Raw genomic sequence first — 14,455 nt, 5'->3', positions numbered from 1 at the left:
ATCTCGTTCACCGTTGATCTCGATGCGCTCGCTCGCAAGCTCGCGGGCTTACTCGATCAGCGAAAAGGGCTGCGACTCTTCCCAGCCCACGCTGGACGCTTGCGGTGGCCCAGGTTACTTGCTCGATCAGCGAAAAGGGCTGCGACTCTTCCCAGCCCACGCTTGACGCCTGCGGCGGCCCAGGTTACTTACTGGACCAGCGGGGGACGCGACTCACGCTGGCCGCTCTGAAGCGGGCGAAACTATAACTCGAGCAGCGGGGGACGCGACTGACGCTGGCCGCTCTGAAGCGGGCGAAACTATGACTCGAGCAGCGAGGGTAGCGACTCCTACCGCTGGTCGGGCGCTCCCTTCGCTGATCGAGTAAGCGAGGAGCGCCAGCGACGAGCGCATCGAGATCACACATCCAACACATGCGGCAGCCCGGCCTGATAGCGGCGCCGGTCGTCGTCCTTGAACGGATCGAACAAGGGCAGTTCTGCAAGCGGATGCAGGACAGCGGGTTTCGCGGGGCTGTCGGCGGCGGCGAGGATCGCGTTGGTGACGCGGCGCCCGGATTCGTTGGCGCCCTCCATGGTTGCCAGGTCGATGTTGCTGCGCACATGATCGCCGCCGATGAAGAAGTTCGGGATGTGAGTGTGGGCGGTCGGCCGATTCGCGTACGAGCCCGCCGTGTTGACCATCAGTGGCGTGGCGTTGGCGATGGTCGGCGACCATGTGACGCCCGGGTCCAGCGACCAGGTGACGATGTCCTCCTGACGGAGGAGGCGCTGTCCTCCGGAGTTCATCGCCCGGCTCATCTGCGCCCAGACCTCCCGCGCGATCTCCGGTTTGCTGCATTGCTTGGCGGTCTTGCCGTAGAGGATCCCCGGTGTGTCCCAATCGGACACGTCGATCGAAAGGCAGTCGTGCACTCGGCCGTCGCCGTAGGTCGCGGCGAAGTCGCCACCCCAGGGCTTGGCCTGGAACAGACCGGTCAGCGCCCACGGCGTACCCAGCGCGGCGATGTGACCCGGCGGCAGGTCGGAGCGTCGGGACAGGAAGTACTGGATGCCGACCATCCAATCATCCTGCAGCCGATAGATTCCCGCGAGCGTCGGGTCGGCGGCGAGGAGTGGGGGGAGAAGGGGACGGAGACGATCCAGCGGTATGGCGGCCACATACCAGTCGGCGGTCACCGAGCGGCCGGAGGTCATGCGGGCGGACGAGATCCGGCCGCCGGACAGCCCGAAGCGGGCGACCCCGTCGCCCATCGCGAACCGCACGCCACGACTCCGCAGATACGCCACCCACGGGGTGATCCAGGCATGATTGGTGGGTGCGTTGAGGATTCGGTCGACACCACCGGTGATCAGCGACGCGTCGTACTGTCCGAGCAACCCGGTCGCGGAGGTGGCCAGCGCCAGGCCGATCTGCCCGATCGTGCGTGCCGACGCGGTGTGCGACTTGGCCGCCACCAGGGCGCGGGTCAGCGCACCGACCAGATAGCGTTGGTAACCAGCCGATTTGCCCTTCGCCTTGACGAATTGCACCCACGACTGGTGCTCCCACTCACCCAGGCGGCGTTCCGGACAACTGGTCGCGATGATGAGTTCGCGGGCGACGAAATACGCAAGCTCCGCCGGCGGGATGTCGAGGATGAAACGCAGTCCCGTCGTCATCGCATTGCGGACATTGTCCAAAGTAGCAAGGGCGCCGGCATGTTCGATCATTCCCAGCGCGGACGCGGGCGCCGCCACCGGCGCATAGCCGCGCTGATCGAACGCGATCGCCGCGGTCTCCACATTGATCAGATGGCGGTCCTTGACATTGCCCCCGCCCGGCAACGGGATTCGCTCCATCGTCTCCGGAACATGTTGATAGCAACCGGGAAAGAAGCGGAAGCCGTGCTCGCCCGGCAGCGGTAGGCGGCCGCCGCGCGCAGTGCCGGGCACGTCGAGACTGCGTGCCTTGCCGCCGAGAAACGCCGGCTCGTGGACCGTCACCCGGAATCCGCGTTCGACGAGTTCGTGGGCGGCCGCCAGACCGGCCATGCCGCCACCGAAGATCGCAACCTGACGGCCACGACCTGCTGGGGTTGGTGGGACGGCGCGGGCCGACGGCACACTCACCTCGGGAAGTGCGACCGCGGTGCCGGCCAGCACGGCGGCGGCAGCAGCGCCCTTGAGGACGGATCGGCGCGAAAGTGCATCCTGCTGATTGCCCATGTCGGTCGACCACCCTCCGTAGACGCGTCAACATCGACTGCAATGAGGTCTACCAGGACAAGCGACCCAGATGGGACTGTTTCGGAAAATCGTCTCAAATCAATGGGGTCGACCCGGTGCGACGAACGGCGCGATCAGGTCCGGCGATACGGAACGCATGAGGTCGGTGCCGACCGACGGGTCGATGTCGACGGCGGCGTAGGCTTGCGATCCGGCCGCCGTGGCGAGCACGACCGTTTCGACCTGCCCGCGCCGCTGGAACCACGACGCCCTGGTCGCCCAGCCGACGACACCGGTGCGGTCCACCACATAGCGGTGGCGCGCGACGTGAGGTGGGGCGATCACCACCGAGCGGTCGCTGAGAGCCCAACCGAGATTGCGATATCGGACGACACCGAGCGTGGCCGACACGATCACCGCGGCCGCGGCGAGCAGCAGGAACGGCCAGGTCAGGGGACCGACAACCCCAACGACGACGAGGGCCGCTATTCCGAGGCCCGCCCACAGCGCACGGGTGAGTCGTCGTCGCAGCGCCCGTCGCCCGTGCTGGTGCAGCGGTGCGACCAACTCGTCGCCGTCGTGCGCGACGAGTTGCCCAACCCGGACGGCCTCGGTCCGCGGGGCGGGCGGCAACAGCAGTGGGTGCTTCGACGTCCCGGTGGCGATCGCATGCAGTCGGGCGCCACCCACCGGCCGCATCAACACGGGTTCGTGCAGGTGCACCCCGCGGATCCGGTGTTCGTCGAGGCTCGTGACGCTGGTGGTGAGCAGACCCCGGCTGACATGGAGGGTGTCGTCGTCGTGGTTGCGGGTCAGCGTGAAGTTCCAGAATCCGAGCAGATAGCCGGCCAGCGACAGCAGTCCGCCGACGACGACCGCGGTCGCGGCAAGTATCACCAGCAGCAGCGGTGAGTCGCCGAGGCGTTGGGCGTAGTGCTCGGCGGCGGTGGCACCGGTCTTGAACAGGCCTGCCTCGTTGGCGAACTGCACCATCAAGCCGACGGCTGCCGCCGCGGTGGCCAGCCCGGTCAGCGAGAACGGCGCGAAGCGCAACCACGAGAGCTGCAGTCGCGAAAGCACTTCGGGTGGTCTGGCCGGAGCCACCGGTCCCGAGTCCGGCGCCGCCGGTGTGGTGGCTGCGCCGGCAGAAGTCGTCATCAGATAGCGCCGCAGCGCCTCGGCGTCGGCCGTCGGGATCGCATTGAGCTCGACCTTGGTGGAGTCCTTTGCACCGCCGGTACCGATCCGCACCTTCTGCAGTCCGAGGACCCGGTGCGGCAGGGAAGCGGTCAGGTCGACGCTGCGGATGCGGTCACGGCGGACGGTCGCGACCTTGCGCGTGAACAGTCCGCTACGGACGCGGACGTGGTCGGTGGTCACCTGGTAGCGGGTCACCAGCCACGGCACGATCGTCACCAGGGGTATCGCGATCAGGGTGATGATGACGGTCAGGTCAGGCGCCCCGCGGCCGGCGAAGAGGATGGCCAGGATCAGCGGAATGAGCTGGGGTAGCTGCTGGATCGGGTGGACCGCGATCATCCACGGCGACAGTCGATGCCACTCGTCGGCATCATCGACACGAGGCTGCTCAGGTGGCGTCATCGGTGTACGCCTGGGTGCGGATCGTCAGGTCGGCGGCGGCACGCCGGGCGACCTCGGCGTCGAGCCCGACCACGCGGATCGTGCCGGCCGACGAGGCGGTGGTCACGGTGAGAGTCGCCAGATCGAGCAATTGCTCGATCGGCCCGGCGGCGGTGTCGACGACCTGGATGCGGGCGATCGGGATGATCACCCGACTCCGCACGAACCAGCCGGATTGCGTGTAGACCGCGTCGGGACTGACCTCCCACCGATGAAACCGGTAGCGCCACAACGGCACGACGACCACGAAGAACGCCGTCGCCGCCAGCGAGACGACCGCGGCGGCCACCGCGAGCCAGCGCACCGGTCCGACCATGACCGCGACGACGACACACGCCACGAACAGCGGTACGCCGAGGATCAGCGGGAGCACACGCCACAGCGTGATCGCCCGCCGGTCCACCTGATACGCGGGTTCGCGCAGAACCGGGGAACTCACCGCACCACCTCCCGATGTCCGGCGTCGAGTCGGCGCGTCCAGCCGCGGTCGTCGAGGTGTTCGAGCAACGGGATGACCACGCGCCGAGTGGTGTTCAGCGCCTGCCGCGCGGCACTTGTGGTGAAGGGCTGCTCGAGTCCCGCCAGGATGCGCATCGCGAGTGCCGGTGCGGTCGGCAGCAGGACGACGCCGTCGCGCAGGCGGAGTAGTCGCCGCTGACGTTCGGCCGCCGCCAACTCCTTGGTGCCCAGTCCGAGCGCACCCAGATCATCGGATTCCGGTGCGCGAAAGGGATGTTCGGTGAGCTGCCGCTCCAGCGCGGCCACCGCGTCCTCGGCCGCACCGAGACCCGCGCGGTGACCCGGCAGCGCCAGATAGCCATCCGTCGCGACGACATCGGCCGCCGCGACGATCCCGGGCACCAACGTCGGATCGGGCAACGACAGGAGGTCGGCGACCGCCCCCACCGACAGGCCCGCCGCCAACGGATCCCGCGCATGAGCCGCCGCCACCGCATCGCGGAGCTGTGTTGTCCATGCGGTGCAGGTGTTTTCGTCGATCCACCAGTCGCCGGTGATGACCACACCGGCCGGTGACGCCGAGGCGTCCTCGACGAGCCCGAGTCGCCGCAGGTGATCGACGGTCACCGCGCCACGCCGCGCGACCTCTGTGGCGACGTCACGGTCCTCGCGGGCATCGAGCAGTGCCGACCGGCGTGCCGCATCCCCACGCCGACGCAACACGGGCGGCTCGGCGTCGACGATCTGCCCGCCCCCGACGATGCGTCGCCCCGGATCGCGCAGCACCACACGGTCGTCGAGGGTGATCGGTACCGCCCGTTCGAGGGTGAGTCGCGCGTGGTCGGCGTCGAACGGCCGGAGGCGTGCCGGTATGGCTGCGGTCCCCAGATGGACGGTGAGGTGTTCGGGCGCATCGTCGAATGATCCTCCGGTGGTCCGACGGACGTCGATTACCTCGGACGTGTGCCACGCGCCCGGAGTCACCAGGGCGTCCCCGCGGACCACGTCATCGGTCGACACCCCCCGCGCATTCACCGCAGCGCGGCTCACCGGTCCCACGGTGGGGTGCGACACGTTTTCGCTCTGCACGCCGCGAACCGTGATCGTACCTGCCCGGTGAGCACCGTGGAGCGCGAGCGTGTCGCCAACCGAAATGGTTCCGGCGCTGAGGGTTCCGGTGACCACGGTGCCGGCGCCGGTGATGCTGAACGACCGGTCCACCCAGAGACGCACCCGTCCGGTCTCGCTAGGCGCCGGCGCGGCTGCGAGCACGTCGTCGAGACCGGTGCGCAACTCGTCGATGCCCTGTCCGGTCACCGCCGACGTCACGACGGCCGGCGTATCGGCCAGTCCGGTGTCCGCGAGTTCGGTTCGGACCGCGGCGATGACCTCAGCGATCCGTTCGGGGCCGGCCCGGTCGGCACGACTGATCACCACGATCCCGCGGTCGATGCCCAACGCGGCCAGCGCATCCCGGTGATCCGCGGACTGCGCTCGCCACCCTTCGTCGGCGGCGACGACGAACAGCACGATCGGCGCCGGCCCGAGTCCGGCGAGCATGTTCGCGATGAACCGCTCATGCCCCGGCACGTCGACGAACGCGACATCCGCACCGGAAGGCAGTGTGGTCCAGGCGAATCCGAGATCGATGGTCAGGCCACGGCGGCGCTCCTCGGCCCAGCGGTCGGGTTCGATGCCGGTCAACGCGCGCACGAGTGTGCTCTTGCCGTGGTCGACGTGCCCTGCGGTCGCGACGACGTATCGCACGGTTATGTCCGGCTCGCGGCGAGTGCGTGCCGGACGGCCTCGAGGACCCGGTCGTCGTCGGACGGTGGGACGCACCGGAGGTCGAGCAGGCATGCGCCGTCATGCACGCGGGTGAGGATCGGTGGATCGCCGTGCCGCAGTGGCCGGTCGAGTGTTTCGGGGAGGCGAATGGCCCAACCGTGCAACGGAACTCCCGGTGCGCCACCTCCGCCGACGCGGCCGTCGTGCTCGACGACGGGGAAACCCAGTGCGGCGCCGATGGCCTCGGCGCGCGTACGCAGCGTGGCGGGATCGGCATGCAGATATTGCTGCACCGGCGGGGGTGGGCCGTCGACGGTGGCCTCCATGGCCGCGAGTGCGAGCTTGTCGGCGCGGACTGCCCGCGCCAGTGGGTGTTTCGCGATCCGGCCGACCAGCGTGGCGTCACCGAAGAGCAGGCCCGCCTGCGGCCCGCCGAGGAGTTTGTCGCCACTGGCGACCACCAGGTCGGCGCCCGCGGTCAAGGTGGTGGTCGCGTCGGGTTCGTCCGGCAGCAGTGAATCCGGTTGCAGCAGACCGCTGCCGATGTCGGCGACGACGGGCACGCCGTGCCTGGCGCCGAGCACGGCGAGTTCCGACAGCTCAACCGAAGTGGTGAAGCCCTGGATGCGGTAATTGCTCGGATGCACCTTGAGGATGCAGCCGACGTCGTCGGTGGCGAGGGCGTCGGCGTAGTCGCGCAGATGGGTGCGGTTGGTGGTGCCGATCTCGTGCAGGCGGGCGCCGGTGGAGGCGATCAGGTCGGTGAGGCGGAAACCCGCACCGATTTCGATCATCTCGCCGCGGCTGATCACCACCGCGCGGCCGGCGGCGAGGGCGGTGCTGACCAGCACCAGCGCCGCGGCACCGTTGTTGACCATCAGTGCGTCCCCGGCGGCGGGACACGCCCGCAGGAGTGCGGCACGCGTGGCCGCACCGCGTCGAGATCGGGTGCCGGTGTCGAGATCGAGTTCGACGTCCACATAGGAACTCGCGGCCACCATCGCATCGATCGCCGTCGCGGACAGCGGCGCCCGTCCCAGGTTGGTGTGGACGACGACCCCGGTGGCGTTGACCACGGGCCGAGCGGTGAAACTGCGGTGTGCCGAGAGGGTGTCGATCACTGCCTGCTCGACTTGCTCGGGGTCGAGCGCACCGCAGCGGGCGGCCTCCTGGGTCGTGCGGATCGCCTCGCGAACAATACTGTCGCCCAACCGGGTTCGCGCATCAGCTATCTCGGATACGGCGAGCAGGGCATCGGTGCGCGGAATCCGTCGTCGCGGATCGGCTCGGGTCACCACACCTCCTGGGTCGGTTCTCAACCGGGCAGATCGTGCCGCGGAGGCGGACGGGAATCGAACCCGCCAGGCCGAGATACTCGACCTCCTCGGTTTTGAAGACCGGGGAGCCCACCAGGACCCAGACGCCTCCCTGCAGCCGATCTGCACCCCCAACCTAGCGGATGAGGGTGCCACCGCCGGTCGGGCATCGCGTTTCGGTGGCCGCTGACACCGAACACACCTGTGAGGGGGTGACGAGTGCACAGTGCACGCAAGGTGTCGTCTCAGGTTTGGTCCATGCCGAGGATACGATCCTTTCCCTCCCCGGTCGTGTCCTCGAGTGCCATCAGGCGGCCGGTGAGCACCAACATCAGGGATAGTGCCGGCCCACGCACCTCCGGTCCGTCGCCGTACTGCCAATCGAGATCTGTGGCTTCCCAGCGCAGGTCGTCGTCGATGGCGCGGAAGTAGCCACCGGCCTTGGGGCTGACGAGGAAGTCCAGCACGGCTCGCTGGCGATCGTCGGTGGGCCGATGGTCGATGCCCAGCGGACGGCGGATGTCCAGACCGTGCACGACGATGTCGGTCAGTGGCGTCGGCGGACCGAATCCTGGTGGGGTGAATCTGCTGGTTGCGCGTTCGTCGAGGATCGCGGGCAGGCTATCCCCGTAGACCGACACGACGTGGCGCGTCATGGCGATGTTGGCCCGGTCGAAGCTACCGCGGGCGCGGAGCATCGCCAGGCCGAATCGCCACTTGGGTATCACCAGGGGCAGCGTCACGTGGGCGGCGACGTCGCGGACAGTCCATCCCGCACACAGCGATGGCGTCTGCCATTGCTCTGGCGTCAGGGTGGCCAATAATGCGGCCAGTGCCCGTCGTTCGTCGGCGACGGCCTCGAAGATCGCGTTGTCGTCTGTCAGCATGGGCCCTCCCGGGTGCAGTGGTGCCTGTCGCGATTGTGCCTCAGGTCCTCAGTGTGCGTTCCGCCGAACGCGTTCCGACTACGCTCGGCACCGTGACCCGCACACCCGCGATTCCTGTCCGACTCACCGGCTACGCACACGGCGGTGGTTGCGCCTGCAAGATCCCGCCCGGCGAACTCGAGGCCGCGGTCGCCGGGCTGACCGGTCAGGCGAGTGACGACATCATCGTCGGCCTCGACGACGGCGACGATGCCGCGGCGGTCCGCATCCGTGACGACCTCGCCGTGCTGTCCACCGCCGACTTCTTCACCCCGGTCGTCGACGACGCCTATGACTGGGGCCGGATCGCCGCGGCGAACGCGCTGTCCGACATCTATGCGATGGGCGGACGCCCCGTGGTCGCGATCAACCTGGTCGGCTGGCCCCGCGACGTGCTGCCGATGGAGTTGATGACCGAGGTGTTGCGCGGCGGGCTGGCCGTCGGCGACGCGGCGGGGTGCCCGGTGATCGGCGGCCACAGCATCGACGATCCAGAACCCAAGTACGGCATGGCCGTCACCGGTGTCGCCGACCCGGACCGGCTCATCCGTAACGACGCCGCCGAACCCGGCCTGCCCATCACCCTGACCAAACCTATTGGCGTCGGCCTGCTCAACAACCGGCACAAGCAGACCGGTGAGGTGTTCGACGAAGCCATCGCCCTGATGACCGCGCTCAACCGCGACGCGTCGGTGGCGGCCGTCGAGGCGGGAGTCCGCGCCGGCACCGACGTGACCGGTTTCGGCTTGCTCGGTCACCTGTTCAAGCTGTGCCGCGCGTCCGGGGTGGGCGCGGTGATCGACCGCAACGCCGTGCCCGCCGTCGAGGGCGCCCGCGAGGCTCTGCGCGACGGCTACGTCTCCGGCGGCACCCGCCGCAATCTGGACTGGGTGCGCAACTCGCTCGACGTCGGCGCCGGGGTCACCGAGGACGATCTGCTGTTCCTCGCCGACGCGCAGACATCAGGTGGACTGCTGCTGATCGGTGAGGTCCCCGGCTATCCGATCATCGGCGAAACCGTTCCCGGCAGCGGTATCGCCATCCGCTGACCTCGTCCCCGCGACCGTACTCCTCCGCTGGTCGAGTGGGGGAGGAGCTTGCGGGGCTCCCTTCCGCTGGTCGAGTAAGTGACCGAGCGCTAGCGAGGGAGCGCATCGAGACCGCCTGTCACGCCTCAGTTTTCGATCGAACCGATCCCAGACCGAGCCGCATCAATGACGCCGCCGATTGCTTTCCGGCGCACCAGCGCGCCACACTTTGATGCTCGTGCTGGGGACTGGTCTAGTACGGGATCAGGCCCCCAGAACGGTCGAGGCTCTGAAACTCCCGGTGCACGTTCGTCTTGTTCGAATTAACGTGAGGTATGAGCTTGTCCATGAGTCACACACTGATGCCTTCGGAAGTCGATTCGGCAGTCTCGATCTATGAGCTTCGCGCGATCGTTGCAGCTCATCGCACCATCGGTTCCGATGGGAATGGACAGTCCGCGACCCTTCCGGACAGTGTTCGCACTCTGCTGGCCACCGTCCTCGATGCACTCGCAGAGGGGCGTGCGGTGACACTATCGCCGCGTCGGACGACCATCACTACGCAAGAGGTGCCGAAATCCTGGATGTGAGCAGGCCGACCGTCGTCCGCCTTGTTGATGTCGGCGAGATCGCGTGTTCAGTTCCGGGTAGGCACCGGTGACTACAGCTGAGCGACGTCCTGGAGTATCAGGAACCAGTGCGCTCCCAACGGCGTCGGGTCCTCGACGAGATGGCGTGTGAGGCTACACCTGAGAATCCCGGGGCGGGTAACTGAGCTGTACAGGCCGGTCTGGACCGGGTCGATCCTGGATGAAGTTGAGCGGAATCTAAGTGGTGAGCGGTTCGGCAGGACTCCCGAACAAGCGTCGCGTCGAGTAGCCCAGACGAGGCGCGCATCCCCTGCAGCCGAACAGGCGAGTCTCGGCTACGCCGAACTCATTTCGGGCATGACCAAACGATGAGAAGACCGCCATCTCCTGGCGGCCGCCGTAGCTTGGCACTCGGACGTAATCGTGAAGGCAGATCTGAAGATGAGCCAGAGTAGATTACGGGTCGCACCTCATGAATGCTGCTCATCCGCTCTGTGTCACATGTGTCCAGGAACTGTCCCACAACTGTCCTACAACTGGCGCACAATCGCGCGCCGCCGAGCAGGAGCCCTACTCGGTGAATACAAGGTAGCCACCGTCCAGGTGTACTTCGAGGCCCGTGTCGTCAGGAGTCGCGATCTGTTGCTACACAATCGATCCCCGCCGTCGGGTTTCCGACGGCAACTCGCCGTAGCGGGCCCGATACGCAGCGGCGAAGCGCGACAGGTGGGTGAATCCCCAGCGGTAGGCGACGTCGGTGACCGAACTCGACGACGCCGGATCGCCCTCGAGCAGATCCTCGTGCGCGCATGCCAGACGCAGGTTCTGCAGATACTCGAGGGGAGACATGTTCAGCTCTTCGCGGAACGCGCGCTGCAGCGAGCGTGCGCTCATTCCCGCCTGTGTTGCGAGATCCGCCATCGAGATGGGCTCGGCGATGTTGGCCTCACAGTAGTCCATGACCGCCTGCAGGGCGCGCCGCGGCGGCCGACCGCTCGCGCGGTCGTCGAGAAGGTCGGCGTAGTTGCTGGTCTGGGCGACGAGCAGTCCGGCGAGGAGATGGTCCTGCCAGGTCGACGCCGCCAGCGGGTGGGCCGCGATACCGTCGCCGGCGCCGATGTCGCGCAGGCCCAGCCGTAGGAAGTCGTACCACGACACGACGTTCGGGGCCGCGAGGTCGAGGCCGACGTCGAATGTCACGGCGCGACCCACCGGCCGTCCGAGAAACGCCTCCAGCCTGCGATCGAGACTCGACCGTTCGATCCGGACGTGGAGCTGGCCGTAGTCGTCGGACATGTGCATGCCGGCGCGCATCCCGGGGCTGAGCACCGCGCCATGAGCCCGATCGATGATGCGCCGATGGTCGTCGGCCGACGCTATGCCGCTCGACCCGCGGACCGCGAGGATGACGTCGTAGTAGTCGATCGGCTCGAGGATGTCCACGTCGACCGCGGCGCCTTGTGAGAGATAGACGATGCCGACATCGCCGACTCGCGCCGATCGGACATCGCCGGAGAACCGATCCGACCGACCCGTGGTGCGCATCGTGATCCGATGCGGCGTCAGTAGTTTCGACGCAGTCGCCCGGAATTCGTCGACTCCGGCGTCGGTGAGCCGACGGTGTTCGGGCAGCAGCGCGTCGTCCATGTCGTTCGACATGTGACCTCCTCGCCGCTTCCGGATCGAACGTGTGGCGCGATCCGGCTACTGGTGTCGTCTGGCGGATAGCCGCTCACACCGGCAGTTCCTAACTTCTGTTGTACAGGTCACACCGGGTGACGGGAACAGGAGAAATGCCATGCCGACAGATTTTGACGTCGCCGTCGTCGGGTACGGGCCGACCGGTCAGGTGCTCGCGTCGATGCTGGGGCAGGCCGGACATCGGGTCGTCGTGATCGAGCGGTGGCCCGACCTCTATGGGCTGCCGAGGCTGACACATATCGATGGCGAAACCGCGCGGATCATCCAGGCCGCCGGAGACGTCGACTTCGCGCTCCGCGATGCATCTCCCGCACGGGACTACGAGTGGCGCAACGGGTCGGGGGAACTCCTGGTCGCGCTCGACTGGTCGGGTATCTCGAGCGGGTTCGCCGCGCACTACACGATGTACCAGCCCGACATCGAACTCGCCATCGACACCCGCGTTCGCACGTACCCGAACGTCGAGATCAACCAGGGCGTCGGTGTTGTCGGATTGAGGCAGAACGACGACCACGTCGAACTGACCGTCCGTCCGTGGGTGCGAGATCGCGACGAGCAGTGGGCGGAGGGCACCAACGATCGGACCATCACCGCCTCCTACGTCGTCGGCGCCGACGGGGCGAACAGCTTCGTGCGGTCGGCGCTGGGGATCGGTTACACCGATCTCGGTGTCGACGATCGGTGGCTGAACATCGACACCGAATGCGTGCATGAGCTCGGTCCCGAGTTCCAGGTCACCAAGCAGTTCTGTGATCCTTTGCAGCCCAACATGTTCATGCCCATCGGCAACAGTCGACAGCGGTTCGAGGTCGCTGTTCGTGACACCGACGATCCGGCCGAGATGGAGACCGAGGAGTTCGCCTGGCACTGGCTGCGCGAGCGCCACGATCTGGGTCCGGAGGATGTGCGCATCCTGCGTCACGTCATCTACGCGTTCTCCGCACGCACCGCGGACACCTGGCGCGTCGGCCGGGTGCTGCTGGCGGGCGACGCCGCACACACCATGCCGCCGTACATGGGCCAGGGCGCATGCTCCGGGATGCGCGACGGCATCACGCTGGCCTGGAAGCTCGGGCTGGTGCTGTCGGGCAAGGCCGACGCCGGGCTACTGGACACCTACGAGATCGAACGACGCCCACATGTCGAGGTCATCCAGCATTGCGCCGTCGAGCTCGGTCGGGTGGCCAACCTGAAGGACCCGGTGGCGGCTGCGGCCCGCGACGCCGCCTTCCGGCGTGGCGAGGTGCCACCGCTGCCCGCTTTCCCGACCGTCACCGGCGGGATCATCGCCACCGCGGGCGACACCTGCACCCGCCTCGCCGGCACCCTGGGGCCACAGGGGCGCGTCACCCGAGGCTCCGACCACGGGCTGTTCGACGATCTGCATGCCTGGGGATTCACCCTGGTCGCCACCGCCGACCCATACGAGAAACTCGGCGACGACCAGCTGTCGTTCCTGTCGTCGATCGGCGTCACCGTGGTGACCACAGCGCCGGGCACCGACCGTTCGATCGACGACGCGGACGGCACCTACCGGCAGTTCTTCGCCGATCACGGGGTGCAGGCATACCTCGAACGACCGGACTTCCACTTGTTCGGGTCCTCGCAGCTCGACGAGATGCCCAGGCTCGTCGATGCATTCGCCCAAGCGCTCGGGGTCGGTCATCTCGTCCGCACCGGCGAACTGGAGGGAGCCCGCTGATGAGCGCACCGGCAATGTCTGCGGCGAGCACCGCGCACTGGCGTGCCATGTCCACCACCCGATTACTGGATTGCGGGATGGTCTACGCCGACGTCATGACCCTCGAACGAGAAGCCGCGGCCGGACGTGCCTGGGACGATGTGTGCGAGGCACTCGGCCAAGCGCACCTCGATGCCGCCGAAGGCGCTGTGGGACAGGGGCGCACCATCACCGCTGCACGCCGATTCCGGGCCGCGGCCGCCGGCTTCCTGTTCGCGCAGATGGCTTTCAACTTCGACGACGCGAGAAAGATCGCCCTCTACGGACGTTTCAGTCACTGCGTGGGGCGGTTGGCGACGGTCTGTCCGAACCCGATGGAGCGTATCGAGCTACCCTTCGGCGCCGGCCGGTTGGTGGGTTGGTACACGGCGCCGAAGGACCAACCCATCCTCGGTACCGTCGTCGTGTTCGGCGGCCAGAGCGGTTGGGGTGCAACATATCTGCGAAACGCCGACGCGCTGGCGCAGCGCGGCATCGGCACCGTTCTCGCCGAAGGCCCCGGTCAGGGAGAGACCAGAATGCGGTTCGGTATCCACCTGGACGTCGACGTCGCGGCCGCCTATGGCGAGTTCGTCGGGTACGCCGCCGAACGCACCCAACGGCCGGTCGGCGTGTGGGGCAACAGCGTCGGTGGCTTGTTCGCGGCACTGACCGCAGCATGCGACGACAGGGTCGCCGCGTGCTGCGTCAACGGGGGCTTTGCCGCCGCACGGCTGCTGCCGTTCCGCACGTTCGCCGAACAAGCGGGCGCGATGCTGGGCACGGCCGACCCGGACGCCATCGAGGCGAACTTCGCCCGACTGCGGTTCGACCCCGCCGACCAGCACATCGACGCGCCGCTACTGGTGCTGCACGGCGGAGCCGATCCGCTGGTCGCACTGCCCGATCAGCAGCCCTTCCTCGACGGCGCCGGCGACGCGACGCTGAAGGTGTGGCCGGACGGCGACCACACCATCTACAACCACGGCGACGAACGCAACGACTATGTCGCGGACTGGTTCCTGGACGTATTCGGCGGACAACACGCCGGCGTCCGGTAGCTGCGGACGGCCGAAACC

Annotated in this window: 10 protein-coding genes and 1 tRNA gene; 3 read left to right on the top strand and 8 right to left on the bottom strand. The window is 67.7% G+C overall.

What is annotated here, in order from left to right:
- Window positions 1-398 precede the first annotated feature (398 nt).
- From ACWDTI_RS14630 to ACWDTI_RS14600, 7 genes are all read right to left on the bottom strand, one after another.
- Entirely contained in the window at window positions 399-2,207 is a 1,809-nt protein-coding gene (locus ACWDTI_RS14630) for a hydroxysqualene dehydroxylase (protein ID WP_449738812.1), read from the bottom strand.
- A 99-nt stretch (window positions 2,208-2,306) separates the two neighbouring features.
- Window positions 2,307-3,809, bottom strand: coding sequence for a PH domain-containing protein (locus ACWDTI_RS14625; RefSeq protein ID WP_449738811.1), 1,503 nt, complete (start codon window positions 3,807-3,809; stop codon window positions 2,307-2,309).
- Window positions 3,796-4,287: a PH domain-containing protein gene (locus tag ACWDTI_RS14620; protein ID WP_449738810.1), complete on the bottom strand. Its 492-nt coding sequence runs from the start codon at window positions 4,285-4,287 to the stop codon at window positions 3,796-3,798. The genes ACWDTI_RS14625 and ACWDTI_RS14620 overlap by 14 nt, the downstream gene beginning before the upstream one ends.
- Complete coding sequence (selB, locus tag ACWDTI_RS14615) at window positions 4,284-6,074, bottom strand: selenocysteine-specific translation elongation factor (protein ID WP_449738809.1); 1,791 nt, start codon at window positions 6,072-6,074, stop codon at window positions 4,284-4,286. The genes ACWDTI_RS14620 and selB overlap by 4 nt, the downstream gene beginning before the upstream one ends.
- 2 nt (window positions 6,075-6,076) lie before the next feature.
- Window positions 6,077-7,390 carry an L-seryl-tRNA(Sec) selenium transferase gene (selA, locus tag ACWDTI_RS14610; RefSeq protein WP_449738808.1) on the bottom strand — a complete coding sequence of 438 codons (1,314 nt, stop codon included), beginning with the start codon at window positions 7,388-7,390 and terminating at the stop codon, window positions 6,077-6,079.
- Between the two features lie 40 nt (window positions 7,391-7,430).
- Window positions 7,431-7,523, bottom strand: a tRNA-Sec gene (locus ACWDTI_RS14605).
- A gap of 133 nt (window positions 7,524-7,656) precedes the next feature.
- On the bottom strand, window positions 7,657-8,298 hold the full coding sequence (locus tag ACWDTI_RS14600) for a maleylpyruvate isomerase family mycothiol-dependent enzyme (RefSeq protein WP_449738807.1): 642 nt from the start codon (window positions 8,296-8,298) through the stop codon (window positions 7,657-7,659).
- Window positions 8,299-8,390: 92 nt separating this feature from the next.
- Between ACWDTI_RS14600 and selD the strand changes: the two genes are divergently transcribed.
- On the top strand, window positions 8,391-9,386 hold the full coding sequence (gene selD, locus ACWDTI_RS14595) for a selenide, water dikinase SelD (protein ID WP_449738806.1): 996 nt from the start codon (window positions 8,391-8,393) through the stop codon (window positions 9,384-9,386).
- 1,214 nt (window positions 9,387-10,600) lie between these two features.
- Here the strand turns inward: selD and ACWDTI_RS14590 are convergent.
- Window positions 10,601-11,614, bottom strand: coding sequence for an AraC family transcriptional regulator (locus ACWDTI_RS14590; protein ID WP_449738805.1), 1,014 nt, complete (start codon window positions 11,612-11,614; stop codon window positions 10,601-10,603).
- A gap of 139 nt (window positions 11,615-11,753) precedes the next feature.
- On the opposite strand from ACWDTI_RS14590, the gene mhpA reads away from it, so the two are divergent.
- Together mhpA and ACWDTI_RS14580 are read left to right on the top strand one after the other, a co-directional pair.
- Entirely contained in the window at window positions 11,754-13,358 is a 1,605-nt protein-coding gene (gene mhpA, locus ACWDTI_RS14585; protein WP_449738804.1) for a bifunctional 3-(3-hydroxy-phenyl)propionate/3-hydroxycinnamic acid hydroxylase MhpA, read from the top strand.
- On the top strand, window positions 13,358-14,437 hold the full coding sequence (locus tag ACWDTI_RS14580) for an alpha/beta hydrolase family protein (RefSeq protein WP_449738803.1): 1,080 nt from the start codon (window positions 13,358-13,360) through the stop codon (window positions 14,435-14,437). Before mhpA ends, ACWDTI_RS14580 begins: the two co-directional genes overlap by 1 nt.
- Window positions 14,438-14,455: the final 18 nt, after the last annotated feature.

This window comes from Gordonia sp. NPDC003424, assembly GCF_053588655.1.
The sequence above is the reverse complement of the archived record's forward strand: the minus strand, read 5'-3'. Positions and strand labels throughout refer to the sequence as shown.